This window comes from Phytohabitans aurantiacus (assembly GCF_027923225.1).
In the GTDB taxonomy this organism is placed as follows: domain Bacteria; phylum Actinomycetota; class Actinomycetes; order Mycobacteriales; family Micromonosporaceae; genus Phytohabitans; species Phytohabitans aurantiacus.
Genome location: NZ_BSDI01000021.1, coordinates 123,653 through 146,127 on the forward strand (window position 1 = coordinate 123,653; position 22,475 = coordinate 146,127).

Consider the following 22,475-nt stretch of genomic DNA (forward strand, 5'->3'; position numbering starts at 1 on the left):
ATAGGCTGGGATCATGGAGTACGTACGACTCGGCTCGACCGGTCTCAAGGTGTCCCGCGTCTGTCTCGGCATGATGAGCTACGGCACGTCACGATGGCGAGACTGGGTGCTTGACCCTGAGGACGCCGAGCCGGTCGTACGGCGCGCGGTGGAGCAGGGCGTCACGTTCTTCGACACCGCCGACATGTACTCCGACGGCGCCAGCGAAGAGGTCACCGGCAAGCTGCTGCGTGACCTCTTCGCCCAGCGCGACGACTACGTGCTGGCTACGAAGGTCTACAACCCGATGGGCGACGGCCCCAACGACCGGGGCCTGTCGCGCAAGCACATCCTCGCCGGCATCGACGCCTCACTGCGCCGGCTCGGCACCGACCACGTCGACCTGTACCAGATCCACCGCTGGGACTACGAGACGCCGATCGAGGAGACCATGGCGGCGCTGCACGACGTGGTGCGCGCCGGCAAGGCCCGCTACATCGGTGCCTCCAGCATGTGGGCGTGGCAGTTCGCCAAGGCCCAGCACGTGGCCGCCACCAACGGCTGGACGCCGTTCGTGGCCATGCAGAACCACTACAACCTGGCGTACCGCGAGGAGGAGCGCGAGATGATCCCGCTCTGCCTCGACCAGGGCGTCGGCGTCATCCCGTGGAGCCCCCTGGCGCGCGGCATGCTGGCCGGCGGGCGCGGCCGGAGCACCACCCGCGCCGGCAGCGACGAATACGCCCGGCTCCTGTACGCCGAGGCCGCGGCCGCCGACGACGCGGTGGTCGACGCGGTGGTCACGGTCGCCCAGCGCCGCGAGGTGCCGCCCGCCCAGATCGCCCTAGCCTGGCTGATGCGCCAGCCGGCCGTCACCGCCCCGATCGTCGGCGCCACCAAGCTCGGGCAGATCGACGACGCGGTCGCCGCCGCCAACCTGACGCTCAGCGACGAAGAGGCCACCGAACTGGAGTTCCCCTACCGGCCGCACCAGATCAGCGGCCACTCCTGACCTCTTCGACGACGCTGGTGCCCTTGCCGGGCTTGGACTCCCACTCCCACACCTCGTCGAGGCGCAGCCGGCCGTCCGGTAGCACCTCGATCGAGGTGTGGCAGTGCCCGCCCGACGTCTCGCCGTCGGCGTTGAGCTGCACGTACCGGATGTCCAGGGTGTCGCCGGCGCGGGTGCCGACCAGGTAGCCGTGGCGCACCGCCCCGCCGCGGTAGGTGGCCCACACCTCGCCGTCCCGCTCCCGGTACTCGAAGATCGTGTCCGCCCCGACCTCGCCGCCCACGTTGGCGACGGCGGCGAAGCTACGCCCGTCCAGCGAAGGTGCCGTCATGATCACGATCTTAAGACAGGTCCGCGGGGGTCAGCCTTCGTGGGCCAGTCGCTTCGCGAGCCAGGCCAGCGACATCGGGTACCGGTAGTCGATGCCGGCGTGGGTGGCGTCGAACAGTTCGAAGTGGATCCGGTCGTCGGGCACGCCGATCCGGGCAAGTCCCGCCCGGAATTCCGCCGCGCCCAGATCGAGGAACCACTCGTCGCGGGTGCCCGCGTCGATCCAGATCGAGCGCACCGACCGCAGCGCCTCCGCGTACCGGTCGACCATCCGCACCGGGTCCCAGTCGAGCCACCGCTGCCACACCTCCGGCAGCAGCGCGCCGGTCTTCTGGTCGAACGGCAGCTCCGGCGTACCGTCGGGGCGCGCCGAGAAGCAGGCCGCGCAGCCGAGCAGGATCAGCAGGTGGCTGTCGGCCTCCTTCGTGAACGAGGTCCGCGACCGGAAGTCGGCCCACCACCGCTGGATGTCGTGGTCGTACTCGCGCAGCAGCCGCGCCGCCTTGCCGAACGTCGGGACGTAGCTCAGCTCGTACAGGCTGTCGCCCGCGTGCGTGGCGAACGCCCCGAACAGGTCCGGCCGCAGCATCGGCGTGATCATCGCCCCGAACCCGCCCGACGACTTGCCGGTGATCGCCCGCGCCTCCCGGTTGGCCAGGGTGCGGTACCGCGCGTCGACCCACGGCACCACCTCGTCACACAGGTACGAGTGGTACGCCCCGGTGCCGGGCGAGTCGACGAACTGCGAGCCGCCGTACGCGGTCCACGCGTCGACGAACACCACCACGCACGGCGGCGCCTCACCGGAGGCGAAGACGGCGTCGGCGGTCTCGATGAACGGCTGCCGGTACGGCATCCTGTTCGCCCACATGCCGACGTGCCCGGTGTACCCCTGGATCACGTACACCGCCGGGTACCGCACGGCGCTCTCGTCGTAGCCGGGTGGCAGGTACACCCAGATGGGCCGCCGATGCGGGTCGCCGAGCGGGTTGTCGCGCAACAGCTTGGAGTCGATGGCGACGCGGTCGAGGCGGCCGGCGAGCTCGGCGTCCCAAGGCAGCATGCACACAAGTCAATCACCGTTCCTCCTCATCCGCGTGCTGAAGTGGACGCATGACGACCCCTGATCCGATCGCCTACATGGATGCCGCCGCCGCCACACCCGTGGGCCTGGCCTACAAGCGGCGCTTCGTCGACGCCCTCGACGTGCGGCCCGGCCACACCGTGGTCGACGTCGGCTGCGGGCCCGGCACCGACCTGGCCGCGCTCGCCGACGCGGCCGGCACCGGCGGCTCGGTCATCGGCGTCGACCGCGATCCCCGGATGCTCGACGAGGCGCGCCGCCGGCTCGCCAGCCGACCCACCGTCGACCTGCGCCCCGGCGACATCGAACGCCTGCCGTTCGCCGCCGCCAGCGCCGACCGCGCCAGGGTGGACCGCGTCCTCCAGCACGTGCCCGACCCGGCGGCCGCGATCAGCGAACTGCACCGGGTGCTGCGCCCGGGCGGGCGGTGCGGCATGGCCGAGCCGGACTGGCACACCCTCGCCGTCGCCGATGAGGACGAGGAGACCAGCACCGGCTTCGCCGACTTCGTGGCGAGCGGGGTCCGCAACGCCACGGTCGGCCGGCACCTGGCGCGCCTGTGTGTCGACAGTGGACTGCGGGTGCGCTCGGTCGAGCCGATCGCGGTGCTGTTCCGCGACTTCGCCGACGCCGAGCAGATCCTCGGCCTGCGCCGCAACTGCGCCCGCGCCGTCCAGGCCGGCAAGCTGGCGCGGGAGCGGGCCGAGGCCTGGCTCCGGCGCCTCGCCGACGGCCCGGTCGTGGCCGGCTTCACGTTCTACCTGGTCACCGCCGACAAGTAGATGGGCTACCGCGACGCCCGTCGCGGTAAAGGCCGATGCGCACGGCGGGCATCGCGGTAGCTCAAAGTTTGATCTGGAAAGCCCTCTGGACGCGCTTAAACTACATAGGTAGGCTAAGGCGCATGGAACCGCTCGGACGCATCGGCAAGGCCACCGTCGACGTGCTGGCCGTGCTGATCGACAGCGACCAGCCGCGCTGGGGGCTGGAGATCATCAAGCTGACCGGGCGGCCGTCGGGCAGCGTCTACCCGTTGCTGGACCGGCTCGAACACGCCGGTTGGGTAACGTCCACCTGGGACGACGACAGCGACCGTCGCGGGCCGCGCCGCCGGATGTACCGGCTGACGGCCGACGGGGCGGCGGAGGCCCGCCGCGTCATCGCGAGATCCGCCGCGAAGTCCGCGGCCTGGCGCCCGTCGTCGCCCCGGGCCGCACAGTGAAGATGTGGGCCGCGCTCGCCCTGGTGCGCTGCGCGGCGGCGCTGCTTCCCGAACCCGACCGGCGTGCCCGCTACCGCGAGCAGTGGCAAGCGGACGTGCTCGCCGCGGCCGACCTCGACCTGTCCCCGCTCCACCTCGCACTCGGCGCGGCGATCGCCGCCGCGCGGATATCCCGGAAAGGAACCAACGTCATGCTTCCCATCGGTCCCCTCGCCCTCGCGATCCGCGCCGTCGGCGGCTCCCGTGCCCGCCAGCGGGCCGCCGCCCTCGCGGTGCTGTCCGCCCTCGTCCTGCTCGGCGGCGTCACGATGCTGATTACCGGCTGACGCCCTTCAGCTGGCGATGGGCAGCTCGATGGTGTGGCGGGTGTGGCTGACCTTGGTGGACAGGTAGCGGGCGTTGGCCGCCGACAGGTGCACGCCGGTCGGCACCCGCTCCTCCACCTGTACGCCGAGGGCGTCGAGCTGCAGCGCCTTGTCGGGGTTGTTGCTCAGCAGCCGTATCCGGTCGGCGCCGAGCGCCCGCAGCATCTGCGCCGCGGCGGCGTAGTCGCGCTCGTCCTCGCCGTGGCCGAGAGCCAGGTTCGCCTCGTACGTGTCCATGCCGGCGTCCTGCAGCGCGTACGCGTCGAGCTTGGCGTACAGGCCGATCCCCCGGCCCTCCTGCCGCAGGTACAGCAGGAACCCGCCCGCGTCGGTGATCCGCTCGACCGCCTCGCGCAGCTGCGGCCCGCAGTCGCACCGCTGGCTGCCGAACACGTCTCCGGTCAAGCACTCGCTGTGCGGGCGTACCAGCGGGGTGGCCGCCGAGCGCCAGTCGCCGAGGCCCAGCGCGAGGTGCTCCTTGCCGTCCACGAGTCCGGTGAAGGTGAACACCTCGGCGCTGGTGCGGTACCCGTCCGGGAAGGCCAGCGGCACCGTCACCCGGGTACGCACTCCGGCGGGGCGCACGCCCAACATCGTGTCTGCCATACCCGAAACGTAGCCAGCAAAAGTTGTAGCTTCAACCTAATCTACGGTGGCCTCGGTCACTCGGTAAGTTCGGGTTCATGACGAACCCGCTGGAACCGCTCACCGAAGGCTGGGAGCGCGCGCTGGCCATCGTGGCCCACCCCGACGACCTCGAGTTCGGCGCCGCCGCAGCCATCGCGCGCTGGACCGACCAGGGCAAGCGCATCACGTACTGCCTGGTCACCAGCGGCGAGGCCGGCATCGACAGCATGCCGCCCGAGCAGACGCGCGGCGTCCGCGAGGAGGAGCAACGAGCCTCGGCCGCCGTCGTGGGCGTCCACGACGTCGAGTTCCTCGGCTTCCCCGACGGCATCATCGAGTACGGTGTGCCACTGCGCCGCGCCCTGACAATGGTGATCCGCCAGCACCGTCCCGAGATCGTGATCACGAACAACTTCCGCGACACATGGGACGGCGCCGTGATGCTGAACCAGTCCGACCACATCGCGACCGGCCGCGCGACCCTGGACGCGGTCCGCGACGCCGGCAACCGCTGGGTCTTCACCGACCAGCTCAGCGACGGCCTGGAGCCGTGGGGCGGCGTCCAGCAGGTCTGGTGCTCCGGCTCACCCGACGCCAAGCACGCCGTCGACGTGACCGACACCTTCGCCCGCGGGGTGGAGTCGTTGCGCGCCCACGACGCGTACATCCGCGGCCTCGGCGACGGCGCCTTCGACCCGGAGGAGTTCCTCGACGGCATGGGCCGCGCGACCGGCACCCGCCTGGGCACCCGCCACGCCGCCCAGTTCGAGGTCTTCCCCCTGACCCTCTTCTGACCGCCCGCCACGCCGCCACGCGACGCGTCGCCACCCCCGACACGTCGATCAAGGGCAAATGCACGTGCTTGGATCTCTTTTCCGCGTGCATTTGCCCTTGATCCATACGATTGCCCTTGATCGGCGCGCACCGCGCAGGGCGCGGCGACACACTCGCACCGCCCGGCGCGGCCGGGGGCGGGTGTCGTTAGCGGAGGACGAGGGTGGTCAGGGAGCGTGGCGGGAGGTCGACGGGGAGGGTGCGGGTGCCGCCGCGGGTGTAGACGTTCGACGTCTGCTCCAGCGAGTGTGCCTCGTCGGTCAGGTACGTCTTCGCGCGCTGGACCTTCGTGTCCGTACGGAACGCCGTGGCGACGCTCGCCGCCCCGGTGTTGAGCAGCTCGACCACCATCGACCCGTCGCGGTTGCGGAAAGCGGTCACCTTCACGCTCGGGTCCACCGCCTGCGCCTCGGTGCGCACCGCGCCTGGCCGGATGAAACGCGAGTACGCCGCGAACGCCCACAGCCGCTTCGACACCCGGTACCCGTCGCCCGAGTTTGGCAGCTGGATGAACGCCCGAGTGGCACCCAGCGACATCCCGACCCAGTACACGTACGCGGACGCCTGCGCCTCGGCGAACGACTGGTGGATGCTCTCGGCGATGGTGATGCCGGCCCAGCCGCTGCCGTCGTCCCACGCCTCGTTCCAGGTATTGCCGGTGGGGTTCCACTCGGTCATCCAGGTCGGCTTGTCGGTGGGCAGCGGGGTGTCGGGCCGGCTGGCGTACATGTGCCCGGTGTGCGTGGACACGTACCGCCGCGCGACCGGGTCGGCCTCGATCGACGCGGTGTACGGCGCCTGGTGGTGCCAGCCGAACGAGTCGCAGCACACCAGCTCCGTGCCCAGCCCACTGCGGCGCAGCGTCGGCCCGAGTACCTTGACGAAGTCGGTGGCCTGCTCCGGCGTGAAGCGCATGGAGGCGTACGACGCGGTCCAGTCCGGCTCGTTGGTAAAGCCGATGTCCGTGATCTTGATGCCTTCCTGCCGGTAGAAGCGCAGGTACTGCACGAGATAATCGGCGTACGCCTGCCGCCAGTCACCGCTGGCGCACGCGGTACCCGGCACCCCGCACAGCTCGCCGCCCTGGATGTCGACCCCGTTGGTCTTCATGTACCCGGGCGCGCTCCACGCGTCGGCGAAGACCCGCTTCACCCCGTACTTCTGCGCCTCCTTGATGAACCACACCTGAGCGCCGTCATCACCGTCCCACTCGTAGGTCGGCGTCGCGTCCGGGCCGCCCGGGTCGGCCGGCGCGATGGTCTTCATGTGGTCGTATATCTCGTCGGTCGACGATCCGATGCCGGTGCGCACGATCGAGGCGCCGGCACCCTTCTCGCGGTCGAACAGTAGGTCGAGGACGGCCTGCGTGCTCTCCGGCGAGAGTCCCCGGTCGCCGCGCAGGATGGTCGCGCGCTGGAACGCCGCAGCGAGGCCGAGGCCGTCGATCGGCTGCAGGCGCTGCCGGAAGCTGATGGTGCCGCCCGGTTCGGCGGCGCTGGCGGGTGTCGCGGCGACGGACAGTACGGCGCACGTGACGGCCGCACAGGCGACCGCCTTCTTGAGCTTCATGAGGCTCCTCGCGAGTTTCCGAGAATGTTCCGGAGATAACGTATTGTCGATCCGACAGGCTCGTCAACGGGGCGGGCTGGCTCCGACCGGTACCGCTCTCGGCCACGGCGCCGCCGATGTGCCCAGCTGCCCACACCAGCGCGGCGCCGCCGGGCGGCGGCCACCCACGAGGCCCGCGTCGCGCGTTGGCCGGCCCGCGCACGACGCGGGCCGCAAGACCACGGGATGCCGCGATATCGGGGAAGATGTTGCTTCCAACCGACTCGGACCGCACGAAAACCCGGAACTTGCTGTATCAGCGTCAGCGGACGGGTCTGGGCGTGCCGCGCGGCGCCGAGGGGTCCGTCCCCAGGAGCACCACGGTGTGGACGGGCGCGAAGGGTCTAGCCACGACCCGAGCCTCAACGGCGATCGGGCCGGGCAGGCGGGCGGCCGGCGGCGGCCAAGCGGGCCGGCGGGCCGGGCTGGCGGCCAGACGGCCGCGATCAAGGACATCCGGGTCGATCAAGGGCAAACGCACGCGGAAAACTGATCCAACCACGTGCATACGCCCTTGATCGACGCAACCGGCGCGGCGACACGCCGTACCGCGCCCGCCGGACGGCGCCCGCGCGCCGATCGGAGATCAAAGCACGTGCGTTCGCCCTTGATCGGCGGGAAAGCGGCGCGGAGCGAGCCCGCGCGAGCCGCGGCGGGTTTGCGCGGAGCGAGCCCGCGCGAGCCGCGGCGGGTTTGCGCGGAGCGAGGCCGGACGGGCCGTTCGGAGCGAAACGGCGCGAGGCCCGCGGCGGGCGTGTGGGGGCGGTTACGCGGGGATGAGGGTGGGGGTGGGGCGTTTGTCGGCGGCTGTCGGGCCGTGGGAGGTCAGGACGACCGGGGTTCGCAATGCTTCCGCGACCGCCGCCGGCCAGTCGGTCGGTGGATCGGTGTACACGGGAATGGTTGTGGTCAGGCGGCGGGTGAGGGCCTCTTGGCGGTCGAGGTCGCCGGGCGGGCCGGGTTGGAGGCGCTCGGTCCAGTCGTAGGCGGCGCACATCCGCAGCGCCGGGCTCACCGCGTCCAAGTGTGTCAGCGCGATCCCGTCGACACCTCCCGCGACCTCGAGAGCGTACCGGTGGGCGACCGCGTCGAAGTGCCCGAACCGGAACCGCCCCTGCCACGGGTTCGTCGGGTTGTGCGGGTCGGTGAGCGGCAGTGTGGGGTCTTCGGTGACCAGCGGCCCCGGGCCGTGCCGGGTGGTCACCACGCGCAGCACGCCGAGCCGGGTGGCGCTTCCGGCCAGGCCCGCCTCGGAGAGCAGCGTGTCGGCGTTGGCGAACGTCGTGGTGCTCCATGTCGTGTACGGGTGGAAGCCGTGCCACTCGTCCAGCAGTACGCCCTGGGCGCCCTCGAACACCACCGGGCCGGCGGCGAGCAGCGCCTGCAGATGGGAACCGTCCACGATGGACACCACGGTCGCGAAGGCCCGGTAGGCGTCGAGCGCGGCGTCGACGGGTGGGGCGTCGAGCGGGCCGACGTCGGCGGTGAGGCGGTCGCGGAGCAGGGCCAGCTTGTCGCCGAGCACCGCCGGGTCGCGGCAGTCGGCGACCCGTGGGGCGTCGGCGGGGTGGGCGAGGTGATAGGCCATCGCCTCACCCACCCCCTTGCCGCAGGAGCCGTGCCGGTCGGCCCCGCGGGCGATCTCCCGGGCCCGGCCCGCGGCCCGGTGGTACGGCGTGGCCAGCAGTGCCGCGCCGTCGATGGTCAGCCGGTCGAACGGGTCGGCGACGCCCACCGCCGCGAGGTGGTCGGCTTCCGCCGCCAGGGCGAGCGGGTCGACGACCATGTACCGCGACAGGTGGGTGCGCACGCCGGGCCGGAACGACCCGGCGCCGAACTGGGCGAAGGTGTGGTGGCGCCCGTCGGGCAGGACGACGGTGTGCGCCGCCTGGCCGCCCCCGTTGTAGCGCACCACCGCCGTGACCGGCCGCCCGTCGATGCCCTGGGCGCACAGCCAGTCGACGACCGTTCCCTTGCCCGCGTCGCCGTACCCGAGGTCGGCCACCATCACGTGTCTCATACCGATCGCACCTCAGACCCAGCGCATCCCGGACAGCGCTCGGGAGACGGCGGGGCTGGCGCCGGTACCCAGGTCGGCCAGGTCGTCAAGGCCGCCGTCGAGGTCGACGGTGCCCTCCCCCAGCCCGACAGTGAGCGCGATCGTCTCGCAGACCGCGTCGAGGTCGTCGAGCTCGACGGCGTTCTGGCCGAGCAGGTCGCGCCAGAAGTCGAGTATCGTCCGGCTGCCGGCGTAGCTGGACCCGGCCGGCAGCAGGTAGTACGTGTCGTACTTCTCCCGTACCTCGGCGACGATCCGCTCCAGCGCCACGTCTTCACCGGGGTTGCCGCCGATGACCCGGCGCACCTCGCGGGCCTTGACCCGGTCGTACGCCATTTCGTCACCGATGATGAACAGGTATCCGCGGCGGCCGCGCCGTTCGAAGCAGTCGATCGACGTATGCCGGGCCATGAAGTAGAGCGCCAGCTCGTACGACTCGGTCTGCTGGCCGCCGCCTCCGCCTTCGAGCACGATGCGGCCGAGGTCGTCGTCCATCCGGTTGTCCGATTCGAACTGTCCGATCTGGAGCGGAACGCGATCGCATGTGGCGTCACCGATCGCACCGAACATGATCTGCGGGTCGCGGGCGTATCGCTTGCGCTGCAACAGCCCGAGCAGGTTCGGCAGGCGGCTCTGCAGGACGCGCGGCACCCGCCGCATCGAACCGGTGACGTCGAACAGCACCGAGATCGCCAGCGAGTCGGGGTGCTCGTCCGAGTCGCGGCTCTCCCGGAACGCGTCGCGCGGGTCGAGCCTGGGGTGCACCGTGCGGGCCCCGCCGTCGCTGTACGCGAACGCGCTGCGGCCCGTTGCCCGCCGGTACCGGTCGGCTGCCTCGTAGACGTCGGTGGACCAGATTCCACTGCCCATTGTGGACCTCCCTGTTATCGTGCGGTTTCTTCGGTGGCTGGACGCAGCAGCGCCGGGTGCAGCAGGCGGGCGTCGCCGGCGCGGTACAGCCGGGCCCGGGGACCGCCGCGCGGGCCGCCGTGCTCGGTGGTGGCGCCGGTGCTCTCGACCAGGCCCGGCACGGAGAGCACCTTGCGATGGAAGTTGCCGGCGTGCAGGGGGTGGCCCCAGACGGTCTCGTAGACCGCGCGCAGGTCGGCGATGGTGAACTCCTCACCCAGGAACCGGGTGGCGAGCGGGGTGTACTCCAGCTTCGCCCGCGCGCGCTCCAGCCCGTCGGCCACGATCCGCTCGTGGTCGAACGCGAGCCGGCGGCTGGGCAGCGCCGCGAGCGGCAGCCACTCGGCCTCACCCGCGTCGGTGCCGGCGGACGGCTCGGGCAGGTCGGGCGCGAAGGCCAGGTAGGCGATCGAGACCACCCGCATCCGCGGGTCGCGGCCGGGGGTGCCGTAGCTGGCGAGCTGTTCGAGGTGTACGCGGTGCAGGTCCTCGCCGCCCAGGCCGGTCTCCTCGGCGAGCTCGCGTCCGGCGGCGGCGTCGAGGTCCTCGGCCGGGCGCACGAAGCCGCCGGGCAGCGCCCAGAAGTCCGCGTACGGCTGCTCAGCGCGCCGGACGAGCAGCAGGTGCAGGGCGCCCTCGCGGATGGTGAGGGTGACCACGTCGACGGTGACCGCCACCGCCGGGTAGGCCCGCGGGTCGTACGCCGCCAGGTACTGCTCCTCCGACACTACCGTAATCCCTCTCAGGTTGAGAACAACTCACTCTGAGAATAACCCCAGGACTCCATCGCCACAAGGACGGTTCAGTCGTAACGCTCGGCGCGGGCGAAGCGGATCAGCTCCGAGCGGCGGCGCCGGCCGACCTTGAGCCGGATGCTCTCCAGGTGGCGGTTGACGGTACGCACGGAGATGCCCAGCTCCCCGGCGATCTCCAGGTTGTCGTGGCCCTTGGCGACGTACCGCAGAACCTCACGCTCGCGGGCGGTGAGCCGCCCGGGGCGCTGGAACTCACCGACGAGGCGCGCCGCCAGCTCCGGCGGCAGGACCGGGCCGTCGCGGACGGCGCGGATCGCCTCGGCCAGCTCCGCGGTGGCCGCGCTCTTGCTGACGTACCCGTGTGCGCCGGCCCGGATCGCGGCGAGCACCTCGTCGGGGCTCGCCTGCGACAGCACCAGGATCCGGACGGCGGACGGGTGGCCGGCCAGGTACTGGACCAGATCGAGGCCGCTCTCCCCCGCCAGCCGCAGGTCGACCAGGACCACCTCGGGCCGGTGCGACTCCACCAGCGCGCGGGCGGCCGCGCCGTCCGCCGCCTCGGCGACGACCACCGCCGAGCCGGCGCGTTCCAGGCTGGCGCGTACCCCGTCGCGGGTCACCGGGTGGTCGTCGACCACCAGGACGCGTGTCACGGCGGTCATCGCGGGCCCGGCGGCGCGTCGAGCAGGCCCGCCGGCAGCCACAGCTCGACCTCGGTGCCCTTGCCGAGCCGGCTCCGGAGCTCCACCCGTCCCCCCAGCCGTTCGACCCGCGCCCGCACGCTGACCCGCAGGCCGAGCCGGCCGGCGGCGGCGAAGGCGGCCTCGTCGAACACGAACCCGGTGCCATCGTCGTGCACGCTGACCGTGACACCGTCGGCGTCGCGCAGCACCACGACCCACAACCGCGTGGCGCCGGCGTGCTTGACGACATTGTCGACCGCTTCCCGCACCGCCGCCAGCACCTCGGTGGCGGTGCCCACGGGCAGCGTCACCGCACCGCTCGACACGAGGCTCGTGGGCAGCGCCACCCCGGCCAGCACCTCCTCCAAGGCGTCGTCGAGCAGGCGGGTGCCGGTGGGCAGGACCGGCTCGGGACGGGCCAGCGTACGCAGCGCGGTCTCCTGGCGTTCCAGGTCGGCCATCAGCGCGCGCACGTCTCGGGCCGCCACCGACGGCCGCTCGACCAGGTCGGTGCCGCGCCGGCGGATCTGTGCGAGATGTTGCAGGACGTCGTCGTGGATCCGCGCGACGAGGCGTTCGCGCTCCGCCGCGCGCCCGCGGTGCTCGGCGAGGTGCCGAGAGAGACGTCCGAACTGGAGGGTCGCGGTGCCGACCGCGAGGCCGAGCAATGGGTACGCCAGCGCGGCGGCGACCAGGTGCAGGGCCTGCAGGTACGACAGGTCCGCCGGCGGGGCACCGTTGACCGTGTACGCCACGGGCAGCGCGAGCCCCAGCAGGCACCCCGCGCCCAGGCCGCCCCGGACGCCGTGGACGACGCCCCAGGCCGCGACGGCCGCCATCGGGTACGCGCCGGCGAACCAGGAGTGGTTGGTGAGCACCTGCTGCGCCGGGTGCAGGTGGCCGGAGACGATCAGCAGTCCCGCGGCCACAGCGAGGTCGGCGGCGAGTACCGCCGTGGTGCGGCGGGGCATCGACATGGTCAGCCAGGCGGTCCACGCGAGCGTCCCGGCGACTGCGACGGCAGCCAGCAGCGGGCGCTGGACCTGACCGCTGACGACGGCCAACGCGGCCATCCAGGCGACCGTCAGCCAGCGGAAGGCCAGCACCAGCAGCATCGGCGCCGGATGGGACTTCGTGAATATCATTGTCCGGTGGGCGGTCAACCGCAGGGTTCTCCGGTGGGAATCGCCGAGATCGCGGGCGCTCAGCTCGCTTGGTGGCAGTTGGGGTTCCGGGCACGCCGGGCGGTGCTGCGCGCGGCCCGGCGGGAAGGCGCACCCGTGCCGCCATGGGTGTGGGACGCCGCCCGCGGGTGGGCCTGGCAGGTGCTCGCCGCGCCCTGGTGGTGGCGGTCGGCGAAGGCAGCCGCCGGTAGCGCGCTGGCGCTTCCCGCGCTCGCCCTGCTCTTCCAGGGCACTCTCGGGCAGCCGGACTGGGTGTCGGCCGGCGCGGCGACGGTGGCCGTGCCGCCGCTGGTGGCCGGCTGGGTCTGGCACAACACCCGACGGGCCCGGATCATCGCCGGCCATGCGCGCGACCTGCCGCGGAGAAGGGCCGGCTGGCGGCTGGCCGTAGCCCTGCTGGGTACGGCTCTGGCCGCGACGGCTCTCGCCCACGCGGTCGCGCGGGACCGTGCCGCCCGGTATGACTGCCCGGCCTCCACAGTGGACCCTGCGGTCCACCGGTGGTGGGTCGGTGTCGGCGGCCGTGTCGCGGTCGGGTGCCCGGTCGGCGACACGCGCGTGGCCGCCAATGGCCAGCGGTACACGGTGTTCGGCGACGGCGACGTGCTCTTCGAGGTGCCGGCGACCGGTGTTGCCCGGCTGGGCCCGGCAGTGGCGGCCGCGTGGCTCGGCGCGGGTGGCCGGTACGGGCCGCTGGGGTACCCGGTCGACGTGATGCGCGGCGACGGCCCGGTCACCTATGTGGACTTCGAAGGCGGTCACATCGCCGGGCGGGCGGACGGGCCGGCGCGCGTGGTGCTCGGCTCCCCGTACACGCCCTCGCACGCCGCGGGCGGGCCGTGCGTACGCCACGCACGGCCGTGCGTCACGGTGGCCGAACGCGCCGGTGGCGTGATCCGACTGGCGTGGACGGCCGGGCCGGCGGACGCCTTCAACGTCTCGTGGTGGCGCGTCGGCGACCCGCACACGCACCGCCGCGAGGTCGCCGGGCTCGCGTTCAGCCTGCCGGTGCCCGTGCCGGGTGGCCGGTTCGGCTTCGCCGTGCAGGCCTGTGACAAGCACTTCCTACGACCGTCCACATGCACCGAGTACAGCGACAACGTCATCGTCGATGGGTAACCCTACCCAGGGTCGTGGGTCGGATTGGACGTGTCGGGCCGGGCCGCCGGTTCCGACAATTCCCTGTAGAGGAGTCCGGTCCGGAAGGGGAATCGCCAATGTCACGCCGCCTACCACTGCTCGCCGCCGCGCTCGCGCTCGGCCTGCTGTCCACGCTCGCGGTCTCCGTCGCACCGGGACGTCCCGGTGCCGCGCCCGCCGCCGCGGTGACCCCGCCGCCGTCGTACCCGTCGTGGTGCGCGATGCTCGACCACACCACCGGCGGAATCAGATGGACGGTGGTGGGCGTCGAGTCCGTGGCCACCACGCGCCTGATCTTCTGGCACGGCAGGTTGCCGGCCGCGCCGCATCAGTACGCCGGCAGCCGGCTCGCCAAGTGCACCAACGGCGCCGAGTACTGGAGTGTGCAGGACATCGAACTGCGCACGGCCGGCACGGACGACCCGGTGTGCACGCGGTCGGGCAGCTTCCAGCGGCCGGGTACCCGCGACGTGTACCGGTACGTCGGTGAGGGGCCGGGCCGCGACGGCGGCGCTGACCGGTACCGGTACTGGCGGATCGAACGGGCCGGCTCGGGGATGGGCCCGTTCGACGAGGTCTACCGGTGCGGCGGTCAGTCCGGGTAGCGCGTCCGGTGTCAGCGGCGGGGCCCAGGAGTTGTCCATCCTGGACCCCGCCGCCGGCGGTCAGCCCAGCGGCACAGGCTCCCGGGCGGCGCGCCGGGCGCGGAGCGACGCGCGCAGTACCAGGGTCGCCAGCGCCAGTCCGGCGCCGAACAGGGTCAGCGGCACGACGGTACGCAGGATGAAAAGGCCGTGCCCGGCGGTACCGGCCGTTTCGCGCAGGGTGGCCGCCGACTCGGCCGAGTAGCTGGCGTCCAGGTCGAATACCGTGACGGGCGGCAGCGCGAAGTCGCCGATCTTGATGACCGCCTGGGTGACCTGCTTCTGCCGTACGTCGAGCACGACGGATGTCTCGCTGTCCACCCAGTACGTCGTGTCGCTTGTGGAGGTCAGCGTCACCGGCAGGCCCTGCGGTATCGCCCGCACGGTCGCCGGATCGCGCACCTGCCCGGATGAGTGCGACGTGTAGACGTGCGCCTGGCGGCCGGCGAACTCCTCGGTGCCGCGGTACCGTGCCGTCACCAGCGTCTGGGTCAGGAAGTCCCACCGCTCGTAGTCGCGGGCCCGCGGTGGCAGCGGAAATCCGAGCACCAGGCCCTGGTGCGGCTCCACCTGGCTGCCGGCGGGCGCGGTCGCGGGCAGGAACGTGCGGCGGTCGACTGCCCAGGAGTGCGTCGTGGTCTGCAGCAGCGCGTTGCCCGGTCCCTCCACGGTGGACTCGTTCACCACGACGGCGGCGTCGCTCGTGGCGGAGGCGACGTAGACCCGGTTGGTGATGGCGACCGGGATGTTGGCGCGAATCGCGTTGCCCAGGTCGCCAGCCTGGATCGCGGTCATGTCGACCAGCGTGGCGGTGCCGGTGAGGCGCACCGAGCTGTCCAGGTTGGCCGGCAGCTTGAGCAGCGCGGGAACGGCCAGTGGCCGCACCGACGCGCTCGCGGCGATCAGCAGTACCGCTCCGGCGGCGGCGAACGCACGTGCCTTACCCATGCTGGTCTGCTTAACACCGGGTGCGGCACGGGGTAACTACGCCGGATTGACACCCCGAACCCTGGTTGTTGTCACTCCGCGTCGTACCGCGTATACAGCGCCGCCCGCGCACCGTCGGGGTCGAGCCGGCTCAGGATGGCGTCGGTGATCTCCCTGAGCTGGGTGACCTGCTCCGGGGCGAGGGCGTCGATGACGTTCTGCCGCACCGTCTCCACGTGACCGGGCGCACTGTCGCGCACCTTCTGCCAGCCGGCCTCGGTGAGCCGGGCGTTGGTGGCCCGCCGGTCGTCGGCGCACGGGAACCGCTCCAGCAGCCCGCGCGCTTCCAGCCGCTGCACGACGTGCGACAGGCGGGCGAGCGTCGCCCCGGTGCGCTGCGCCACGGCCGTCATCCGCAGCGTGTGCTCGGGAGACTCCGACAGCATCGCGAGCACGTAGTAGTCGAAGTGGGTCAGCTGCGCGTCGCGCCGCAACTGGCTGTCGAGGACGCCGGGCAGCAGCTCCATCACCGTCACGAGCCGCACCCAGGCCCCGAGTTGCTCCCGGTCGAGCCACCGCGTGTCCATGCTCACATCATACCGCAAAAGGTTGTAGTTACAACTAGCCGCCCTGTAAAACTAGTTGTAGGTACAACCAACGAGGAGGACATCATGGCTCACGTGAGTGTCATCGGCACCGGCAACATGGGGCAGGCCATCGCCGGCCTGGCGACCAAGGGCGGCAACACCGTCGAGGTGTTCGGCAGCTCCGACGCCGACAAGCACGTCACCGGCGACATCGTGGTACTGGCCGTGCCCTACCCGGCCGTCTCCCAGGTACTGGCCCAGCGCGCCGAGCAGCTCGCCGGCAAGATCGTCATCGACATCACCAACCCGCTGAACTTCGAGACGTTCGACGCGCTGGTCGTGCCCGCCGACAGCTCCGCCACGGCCGGGATCGCCGCCGCGCTGCCCTCGTCACGGGTGCTCAAGGCGTTCAACACCAACTTCGCCGGCACCCTTGTCGCCGGCACCGTCGACGGGCAGCCGACCACCGTACTCGTGGCCGGTGACGACACCGACGCGAAGGCGCTGGTGACCGGGCTGGTCAGCGCGGCCGGCCTGCGCGCCGTCGACGCCGGCGGCCTCACGCGCGCCCGCGAGCTGGAGGCGATCGGCTTCCTGCAGATCACGCTGGCCGCGGCCGAGAAGGTCTCCTGGACCGGCGGGTTCGCGGTCGCGCGCTGACCGCCGGCGCGGTCACAGCAGGGACGGACCGCGCTCCGGCACCTCGATATCGTCGGTCTCGCCGTGCGGGCACATGCAGACGCCCTGCTCAGCGACCAGCCTGGCCCGCATCGGCGTGTATTCGTTCTTGTCCAGAGCGGGCAGCGGCCGTCCACATTGATCACACTGTCGGACACCGGTGCCCGCGCCGAGGCGGCTTGCCGTCATTCGGATCTCCTTTTGGGGGATCGGAGTCGTAAGCCTCCACGATCCCCTCCGCGCCCCGTGCGCGCCACCCCGCCGGCGGCTGGTGAGCGAACTCACCAGCCCTGCGGCACATGCCCGTTGCCGTAGCCGCCGCGGCCCTGCACCGGGATCTGGGGCGGCATCTGCTGCGGGTGCGCCGGCTGTGCCGAGGGCGTTTGCGCGCACGTCGCCGCGTGCTGCACCTGCCACTGGTGCAGGGCGTTCTTGACCCGCACCGCGTCGGTCATGGCCGCGTCTCGCTCCTGGTGCAGGCGGCTCATCTCGTCGGCCACGTGGCGCAGGAAGGCGTAGACCTGCTCCGGATCCAGGCCGCCACGGCGGCGCGAAGCCGCCGCGAAAGTCGCGTCACGCACGTCCTGCGGGCGCAGCCGACCGGCTGGTCCGCCCGGGCCAGTGGACACGCAGCTCACCTCACCACCGAACAGCCGGGGCGGGGGTGACCACCGGCAGGTCCACTGTAGTCGACCGCAGCGGGTTGGCGCTGCAACGCAACAAGCCTGACCTGCGGTATCCCGGCCCGGAATAACACTGCAATTAGGACCTTCAGTGCGATCCGCTCAAGATCGTCAAGCCTGCTCCGGCGTCCGCAGGAGCACACTGGCGGTCGCGGTGGCGAGTACCAGCACGGCGGCGGCCAGCACGCTGACGCGCAGGCCGTGCGCGAAGCCGGTCCGGCGCGCGACGAGCGCGCCGAAGACCGCCACGGCGAGGGCGCCGCCGACCTGGCGGCAGGTGTTGAGCACACCCGAGGCCATGCCGGCACGCTCGGCCGGCAGGCTGTCGAGCAGCAGGGCGGTGAGCGCGGGTACGGCGATGCCGCCGCCCACACCGACGGGGATCATCAACACGGCGAGCCATACGGTCGGCGCCTGGGCCGCGCCCGCGTACAGGATCAGCAAACCGGCCGCCATGAGCGACTGGCCGACGATGATCGGCAGGCGCGGACCGTAGCGCTCGGCGAGCCGAGCGGCGGCCAGGTTGCAGGCGGCGACCAGCGCGGTCATCGGCAGGAACGCGAGGCCCGTTTCGAGGGCCGACCAGCCGCGCTCCTGCTGCAGGTACAGGCTGAGCAGGAAGACTGATCCGTAGAAGCCGACGTTCAGGGCGAAGCCCACCGCGAGCGTCACCGGCACCGTGCGGAACCGGAGCAGGCCCAGCGGCACCATCGGGTGAGCGCCAAGAGCCTGAGCCGCCACGAACACGCCCATCGCCAGCACCGCCACGGCCAGCGCGCCCAGCACCGGGCCGGCACCGAAACCCTCCGCACCGCCCTCGATCAGGCCGAACGTGAGCGCACCCATCGCCAGTACGGCGGCCACCTGACCGGTCCAGTCGAACGGCACCGCTCGCCGCGGCGACCGCGCCAGCCGCGTGAGCAGCAACAACGCCGCGGCACACACCGGTACGTTGACAAAGAAGATCATCCGCCAGCTGGCCAGGCTCAGCAGGCCACCCAGTACCGGTCCGGCCGCCGAGCCCACCGCGCCCCCGACCGCCCAGATCGCGATCGCCCGGCCGCGGCGCGCCTGGTCCGGGTACGCCTCGCGGATCAGCGCCAGCGATGCTGGCATCACCACCGCGGCGCCCGCACCCTGCACCAGGCGGGCCACCACGAGCACACCCAGGCCGGGCGCCAGCCCGCAGGCCACAGAGGCGGTCACGAACACCGCCAGCCCGATCGCGTACGCCCGACGGGCGCCGACGCGATCCGAGTACACGCCAGCCGAGAGCAGGAGCGCGGCGAACATCAGCGTGTACCCGTCGACGACCCACTGCAGGCCGGTCATCCCGCCGCCGAGGTCGCGCCCCATCGCGGGTAACGCGACATTGACGACGAGCGCGTCGAGCGTGACGACGAAGAAGCCGAGCAGGCCGGCGAGGAGAGCGGATTTCTGGGCAGTCGTGGTAGTCATACGGTCGCCTGCCAGGTGCTGGCAGGACCCCCCATCGCGGTATTCGCGCACGTGGCGCCCCCAGCCACGGAGCCCGCAACGAGATCCGCGACTTCTTGATCTTCGCCGTCCCAAGATTACTCCCGACGAAGCGGACCCGCCCGCGTCCCACATCACACCGCACTCTCGCCCCGCCAGCGTCGCCGCCGCGGCGGCGCGGCGGCGCGGCGTCCGGCCGCCCTCTGCCGCCGATCAAGGGCGAATGCACGTGGTTCGATCTCCTTTCGCGCGTATTCGCCCTTGATCGATGCGAATTCCCTTGATCGGCGCGCCGCCGCCCTCAGCGCCGGCCGAGGCGGCGTTGCGGGAGTCGCGGCGTCCGTCGAGGCCACGGCCCGGCCGGTCCCGCGCAGAGAGGCGTTGCGACTGGAGCAGCAGGCGCTGTGAACACTTGTTGCTGCTGGAGCTACAACAAACGTTCACAGCGCGAGGGATCCGCTACGCGGACCCGGACAATCCGGCCGGGCAGCGGGCCGGCTGCGGCTTTCCGCCGATCCGCCCAGTGCCCAATCTTGGCGCTCGACCGTCGCTCTGGTGGCTTGCCAGGGATCGTCACAATCATCGGCCTTCGGCGGCTGGCACCCTAAGCACCAAAGCTGACGGACGTCGATGAATACCGATTAAGATCCATAGAGTTCGGTCTCGGAGATGGCCGGGTTACCGCTGTCGGAGCGTCCGAGGCGGGCCGCGGAGCCGAACATGGGTCCACGGGCGCGCCGGAGCCCGGCGAACCGCCCCAAGCCGAGCGGCTTTGGCACATCGTCGTAGACGGCCTCGATGCCGCCCCTCACCGAGTAGGTCTCGTGCCAGAAGCCGGTGCCGCCGGAGTCCTGAAGGAAGGTCAGCCACCACTGCCGGTGTGGCTCGGAGCGGGCGAAGGCGAGTAGTGAGGGCAGGTCGCGCCAGTACTGGCGCATGCCCATGTTCATCGGGAAGAACGAGTAGTACACGGGCTCGTGCAGCAGTAGTCCGTCGGGTTTGTCTGCCACCGACTGGCTGATCTTCCGGCCGAAGCTGAAGAACGTCCGGATCCCGTAAAGGTGGTTCACCCGCATGCCGAGGTACAGGACCAGGAGGTCAGGGTAGGCGGACAGATCGACGGTTTGCCGGTTCACGCTGGTTGGCATCGCGAGCTCCTCGGCGAAGGTGGTGAACACGCCGTCCGTTGGCAGGACGGCGACCACAGTGGACAGTAGGTCGAGTTGATGGTGCTCGGAGAAGGCGGCCCAGGGAAGGCCGCTGACGACGATGTCGGCCTGGCTGAGCCCCCGCTGCGCCACCGCCGCGGTCGCCACTCTGGCCAACGCCGGGCCGCTCGGCGCGAGCGCGCCGATCGTCAACGGATCGCGCACGAACTTGAGGATGATCGACACGGCTCAGTGCCCGGCGTTCACTGTGGACGGCCAGCACAGAACGTGGACCCGCGGGCTTTTCTCTGACCTCATTCCCGCACCGTAGGTCGACCTACTTGACGAGAACGGAATTGGTCCTGGATCCGCCGGTCCGGCTTCGTTCAGTGCCCATCAAGTAGGCGTTCGTACGGTGAGCCGGCTGGTCAACGAACTGAGACTGAAGGGATCCACACTGATGACGACCACCCGCCGTACACTGCTGGCCGGATCGGCCGTGGCCGCAGCCGGCGCCGCGCTCGGAGCGCCCGCCGCGCAGGCATACTCAGGGCGCGACGGCACGCGAAAGCCCACCGTGGTGCTGGTACACGGCGCGTTCGCGGACGCCTCGGGCTGGAACGCCGTCGCCGGGCGGCTCATCCGCGCCGGTTACCCGGTCATCGCCCCGGCGAACCCGCTGCGTGGTGTGGCCGCCGATTCCGCCTATCTGGCCAGCGTCCTGGCCACCATCGGCGGCCCGCTGGTGCTCGCCGCGCACTCCTACGGTGGCATCGTCGTCACGAACGCCGTGACCGGCAACACCAACGTCAAGGCGCTTGTCTACGTGGCCGCGTTCGCGCCGGAGCAGGGTGAGACGCTACTGGGCCTGCAGACCAGGTACCCGGGAAGCAGGCTCAGCGAGACGGCGCTGGACTTCCGTCCGCACGGTGCGGGCGTCGATGGGTATATCAAGAAGGCGGTCTTCCGCGATGTGTTCGCCGGCGACGTCCCCAGGGCGACCACCGAGCTGATGTGGGCCGGTCAGCGCCCCGCTGACCTGCGCACGTTGCAGGAGCCGTCCGGCGTCCCGGCCTGGAAGGCGACTCCTTCCTGGTACCTCGTGGCGCGCGACGACAACGTGCTGCCGGCCGCGGCGCAGTGGTTCATGGCACGGCGGGCCGGTGCTCGCACCGTCGAGGTGGGCGCCTCGCACGTCGCGATGATTTCCCAGCCCGCCGCGACGGCCGAGCTCATCATGCGCACCGCCTGCTGAGGACGAGACAATGCATCAGCGCGCGTACGCAGGCCAGTGCAGCGCCGAGGAGGTGCGGCACACCCCGCTGATCCGTAACCCGAAGCTGGCGTTGTTGGCGCTGGCGTTGGGCACCTTCGCGATCGGCACGGGCGAGTTCGGCAGCAACGGCATCATCCAGCTGTTCGCATCGGATCTGGCCGTGTCGATCCCGGTCGCGACGTACGCGATCACCGCGTACGCCGTCGGGGTGATGGTCGGCTCTCCGGCCATCACCCTGCTCGCCGCCCGGGTCAACCGGCGCACCTTGCTCCTCGGCCTGATCGTGCTGTTTCTGGTGGGCAACGGGCTCTCCGCGCTGGCGCCGAACATCGCACTGCTGGTCGTCTTCCGGTTCGTCGCGGGCAGCGTGCAGGGCGCGTTCTTCGGCGCCGGCGCTGTCGTCGCGGCGTACGTGTACGGGCCGGGCAAGGGCGGCAAGGCGTTCGCCACCGTGATGGGCGGGCTCACCGTCGCCACCGTCTTCGGGTCGCCGCTGGGCACCTTCATCGGCCAGCACGCCGGCTGGCGGGTCATGTACTGGACCGTGGTCGCCGTCGGCCTGCTCGCCGGCGCCGCACTGGTGGCCTGGCTGCCACGCACCGACGACCTGCGCGGCGGCTCCATCACCAACGAGCTGGGCGCGCTGTGCCGAGTCAACGTGTGGCTGACGGTCACCGTCGCGGCGCTCGGCATCTCCAGCATTTTCGCGGTCTACACCTTCATCGGCCCGTTCATCACCGACGCCGCGAGACGCGACGCCTCGCTCATCCCGATCGCGCTCGCCGTCTTCGGCATCGGCATGGCGGTCGGCAACCACCTCGGCGGACGCGCCGCCGACCGGTACGAACACCGCGGTCTGATCTGGGGTTACGGCGGGGTCCTCGCGGTGCTGGCACTGATCGGCGTGGCCGGCGGCGATCTGGTCATCCTGCTGCCGTGCCTGTTCGGCGTCGGCGCGACCATGATGTTCGCGATCCCCACCATCCAGGTCCGGCTGACCGCCTTCGCCCCGGACGCCCCGACCCTGATGGGCGCGCTCAACCTCGCCGCACTCAACCTGGCCAACTCGCTCGGCGCGATCGGCGGCGCGATCACCCTCGACGCCGGCTGGGGCACCCTGTCCACCGTCTGGGCCGGTGTCATCCTCACCACCGCCGGCCTGCTGCTCTACATCGGCATCGTGGCGCGGCTGAAGCCGGCGCCCGCACAAACTCGTGCCGGTGCGAGGCCCGTTTCTCATGTCGTCCAAACGAGAGGTTGATGAA

25 protein-coding genes are annotated in these 22,475 nt (G+C 71.5%); 10 read left to right on the forward strand and 15 right to left on the reverse strand.

What is annotated here, in order from left to right; all coding sequences use genetic code 11:
- Window positions 1-13 precede the first annotated feature (13 nt).
- A complete protein-coding gene (locus QMG73_RS22515; protein ID WP_281898723.1) occupies window positions 14-991 on the forward strand; it encodes an aldo/keto reductase in 978 nt (325 codons plus the stop codon).
- Here QMG73_RS22515 and QMG73_RS22520 read toward each other — a convergent pair.
- Window positions 975-1,322, reverse strand: a complete 348-nt coding sequence (locus QMG73_RS22520) for a hypothetical protein (RefSeq protein ID WP_281898725.1) — start codon at window positions 1,320-1,322, stop codon at window positions 975-977. The two genes, QMG73_RS22515 and QMG73_RS22520, sit on opposite strands and share 17 nt — an antisense overlap.
- Window positions 1,323-1,352: 30 nt before the next feature.
- Complete coding sequence (locus tag QMG73_RS22525; RefSeq protein ID WP_281898726.1) at window positions 1,353-2,384, reverse strand: alpha/beta hydrolase; 1,032 nt, start codon at window positions 2,382-2,384, stop codon at window positions 1,353-1,355.
- Between the two features lie 50 nt (window positions 2,385-2,434).
- Here QMG73_RS22525 and QMG73_RS22530 point away from each other — a divergent pair, with 50 nt between their 5' ends.
- The 3 genes from QMG73_RS22530 (at window position 2,435) to QMG73_RS22540 (ending at window position 3,953) form a co-directional block, all read left to right on the forward strand.
- Window positions 2,435-3,187 carry a methyltransferase domain-containing protein gene (locus QMG73_RS22530; RefSeq protein ID WP_281898728.1) on the forward strand — a complete coding sequence of 251 codons (753 nt, stop codon included), beginning with the start codon at window positions 2,435-2,437 and terminating at the stop codon, window positions 3,185-3,187.
- Window positions 3,188-3,309: 122 nt separating this feature from the next.
- Window positions 3,310-3,627 (forward strand): helix-turn-helix transcriptional regulator, encoded by a 318-nt coding sequence (locus QMG73_RS22535; protein WP_281898729.1) that lies wholly within the window; start codon window positions 3,310-3,312, stop codon window positions 3,625-3,627.
- Window positions 3,624-3,953 carry a hypothetical protein gene (locus QMG73_RS22540; RefSeq protein WP_281898730.1) on the forward strand — a complete coding sequence of 110 codons (330 nt, stop codon included), beginning with the start codon at window positions 3,624-3,626 and terminating at the stop codon, window positions 3,951-3,953. The genes QMG73_RS22535 and QMG73_RS22540 overlap by 4 nt, the downstream gene beginning before the upstream one ends.
- Window positions 3,954-3,959: 6 nt before the next feature.
- Here QMG73_RS22540 and QMG73_RS22545 read toward each other — a convergent pair whose 3' ends face one another.
- The gene (locus QMG73_RS22545; protein ID WP_281898732.1) at window positions 3,960-4,598 is read right to left on the reverse strand and encodes a GTP cyclohydrolase II; all 639 of its coding nucleotides are present in this window, start codon (window positions 4,596-4,598) and stop codon (window positions 3,960-3,962) included.
- 77 nt (window positions 4,599-4,675) lie between these two features.
- On the opposite strand from QMG73_RS22545, the gene QMG73_RS22550 reads away from it, so the two are divergent.
- A complete protein-coding gene (locus QMG73_RS22550) occupies window positions 4,676-5,413 on the forward strand; it encodes a PIG-L deacetylase family protein (RefSeq protein ID WP_281898734.1) in 738 nt (245 codons plus the stop codon).
- Between the two features lie 187 nt (window positions 5,414-5,600).
- Here QMG73_RS22550 and QMG73_RS22555 read toward each other — a convergent pair whose 3' ends face one another.
- From QMG73_RS22555 to QMG73_RS22580, 6 genes are all read right to left on the reverse strand, one after another.
- Window positions 5,601-7,022 carry a glycoside hydrolase family 30 protein gene (locus tag QMG73_RS22555; RefSeq protein ID WP_281898735.1) on the reverse strand — a complete coding sequence of 474 codons (1,422 nt, stop codon included), beginning with the start codon at window positions 7,020-7,022 and terminating at the stop codon, window positions 5,601-5,603.
- An 805-nt stretch (window positions 7,023-7,827) separates the two neighbouring features.
- Window positions 7,828-9,081 (reverse strand): adenylosuccinate synthetase, encoded by a 1,254-nt coding sequence (locus tag QMG73_RS22560; RefSeq protein ID WP_281898736.1) that lies wholly within the window; start codon window positions 9,079-9,081, stop codon window positions 7,828-7,830.
- Between the two features lie 12 nt (window positions 9,082-9,093).
- Window positions 9,094-9,990 (reverse strand): hypothetical protein, encoded by an 897-nt coding sequence (locus QMG73_RS22565; protein ID WP_281898737.1) that lies wholly within the window; start codon window positions 9,988-9,990, stop codon window positions 9,094-9,096.
- A gap of 14 nt (window positions 9,991-10,004) precedes the next feature.
- Window positions 10,005-10,757, reverse strand: a complete 753-nt coding sequence (locus tag QMG73_RS22570; RefSeq protein ID WP_281898738.1) for an NUDIX hydrolase — start codon at window positions 10,755-10,757, stop codon at window positions 10,005-10,007.
- A 74-nt stretch (window positions 10,758-10,831) separates the two neighbouring features.
- Window positions 10,832-11,437, reverse strand: coding sequence for a response regulator transcription factor (locus QMG73_RS22575; protein WP_281898739.1), 606 nt, complete (start codon window positions 11,435-11,437; stop codon window positions 10,832-10,834).
- A gap of 5 nt (window positions 11,438-11,442) precedes the next feature.
- Window positions 11,443-12,582: a sensor histidine kinase gene (locus tag QMG73_RS22580; protein WP_281898741.1), complete on the reverse strand. Its 1,140-nt coding sequence runs from the start codon at window positions 12,580-12,582 to the stop codon at window positions 11,443-11,445.
- 63 nt (window positions 12,583-12,645) lie between these two features.
- Between QMG73_RS22580 and QMG73_RS22585 the strand changes: the two genes are divergently transcribed.
- Window positions 12,646-13,770, forward strand: coding sequence for an LGFP repeat-containing protein (locus QMG73_RS22585; RefSeq protein WP_281898743.1), 1,125 nt, complete (start codon window positions 12,646-12,648; stop codon window positions 13,768-13,770).
- A gap of 98 nt (window positions 13,771-13,868) precedes the next feature.
- Window positions 13,869-14,396 (forward strand): hypothetical protein, encoded by a 528-nt coding sequence (locus QMG73_RS22590; RefSeq protein WP_281898744.1) that lies wholly within the window; start codon window positions 13,869-13,871, stop codon window positions 14,394-14,396.
- Window positions 14,397-14,456: 60 nt separating this feature from the next.
- Here QMG73_RS22590 and QMG73_RS22595 read toward each other — a convergent pair whose 3' ends face one another.
- Both QMG73_RS22595 and QMG73_RS22600 read right to left on the reverse strand, forming a co-directional pair.
- Complete coding sequence (locus QMG73_RS22595) at window positions 14,457-15,383, reverse strand: porin PorA family protein (RefSeq protein ID WP_281898745.1); 927 nt, start codon at window positions 15,381-15,383, stop codon at window positions 14,457-14,459.
- 71 nt (window positions 15,384-15,454) lie between these two features.
- Complete coding sequence (locus QMG73_RS22600; RefSeq protein WP_281898747.1) at window positions 15,455-15,949, reverse strand: MarR family winged helix-turn-helix transcriptional regulator; 495 nt, start codon at window positions 15,947-15,949, stop codon at window positions 15,455-15,457.
- Between the two features lie 84 nt (window positions 15,950-16,033).
- Here QMG73_RS22600 and QMG73_RS22605 point away from each other — a divergent pair, with 84 nt between their 5' ends.
- Window positions 16,034-16,609 carry an NADPH-dependent F420 reductase gene (locus QMG73_RS22605; RefSeq protein WP_281898748.1) on the forward strand — a complete coding sequence of 192 codons (576 nt, stop codon included), beginning with the start codon at window positions 16,034-16,036 and terminating at the stop codon, window positions 16,607-16,609.
- 12 nt (window positions 16,610-16,621) lie between these two features.
- Here QMG73_RS22605 and QMG73_RS22610 read toward each other — a convergent pair whose 3' ends face one another.
- The 4 genes from QMG73_RS22610 to QMG73_RS22625 all read right to left on the reverse strand — a co-directional run bounded on the left by QMG73_RS22610 (window position 16,622) and on the right by QMG73_RS22625 (window position 20,159).
- Window positions 16,622-16,816 carry a hypothetical protein gene (locus QMG73_RS22610; RefSeq protein WP_281898749.1) on the reverse strand — a complete coding sequence of 65 codons (195 nt, stop codon included), beginning with the start codon at window positions 16,814-16,816 and terminating at the stop codon, window positions 16,622-16,624.
- A gap of 92 nt (window positions 16,817-16,908) precedes the next feature.
- A complete protein-coding gene (locus QMG73_RS22615; protein ID WP_281898750.1) occupies window positions 16,909-17,256 on the reverse strand; it encodes a DivIVA domain-containing protein in 348 nt (115 codons plus the stop codon).
- A gap of 165 nt (window positions 17,257-17,421) precedes the next feature.
- The gene (locus QMG73_RS22620) at window positions 17,422-18,768 is read right to left on the reverse strand and encodes an MFS transporter (protein WP_281898752.1); all 1,347 of its coding nucleotides are present in this window, start codon (window positions 18,766-18,768) and stop codon (window positions 17,422-17,424) included.
- Window positions 18,769-19,427: 659 nt separating this feature from the next.
- Window positions 19,428-20,159, reverse strand: coding sequence for a monooxygenase family protein (locus tag QMG73_RS22625; RefSeq protein WP_281898753.1), 732 nt, complete (start codon window positions 20,157-20,159; stop codon window positions 19,428-19,430).
- Window positions 20,160-20,394: 235 nt separating this feature from the next.
- Between QMG73_RS22625 and QMG73_RS22630 the strand changes: the two genes are divergently transcribed.
- Both QMG73_RS22630 and QMG73_RS22635 read left to right on the forward strand, forming a co-directional pair.
- Window positions 20,395-21,189 (forward strand): alpha/beta fold hydrolase, encoded by a 795-nt coding sequence (locus QMG73_RS22630; RefSeq protein ID WP_281898754.1) that lies wholly within the window; start codon window positions 20,395-20,397, stop codon window positions 21,187-21,189.
- 10 nt (window positions 21,190-21,199) lie between these two features.
- Complete coding sequence (locus QMG73_RS22635; protein WP_281898755.1) at window positions 21,200-22,471, forward strand: MFS transporter; 1,272 nt, start codon at window positions 21,200-21,202, stop codon at window positions 22,469-22,471.
- Window positions 22,472-22,475 lie beyond the last annotated feature (4 nt).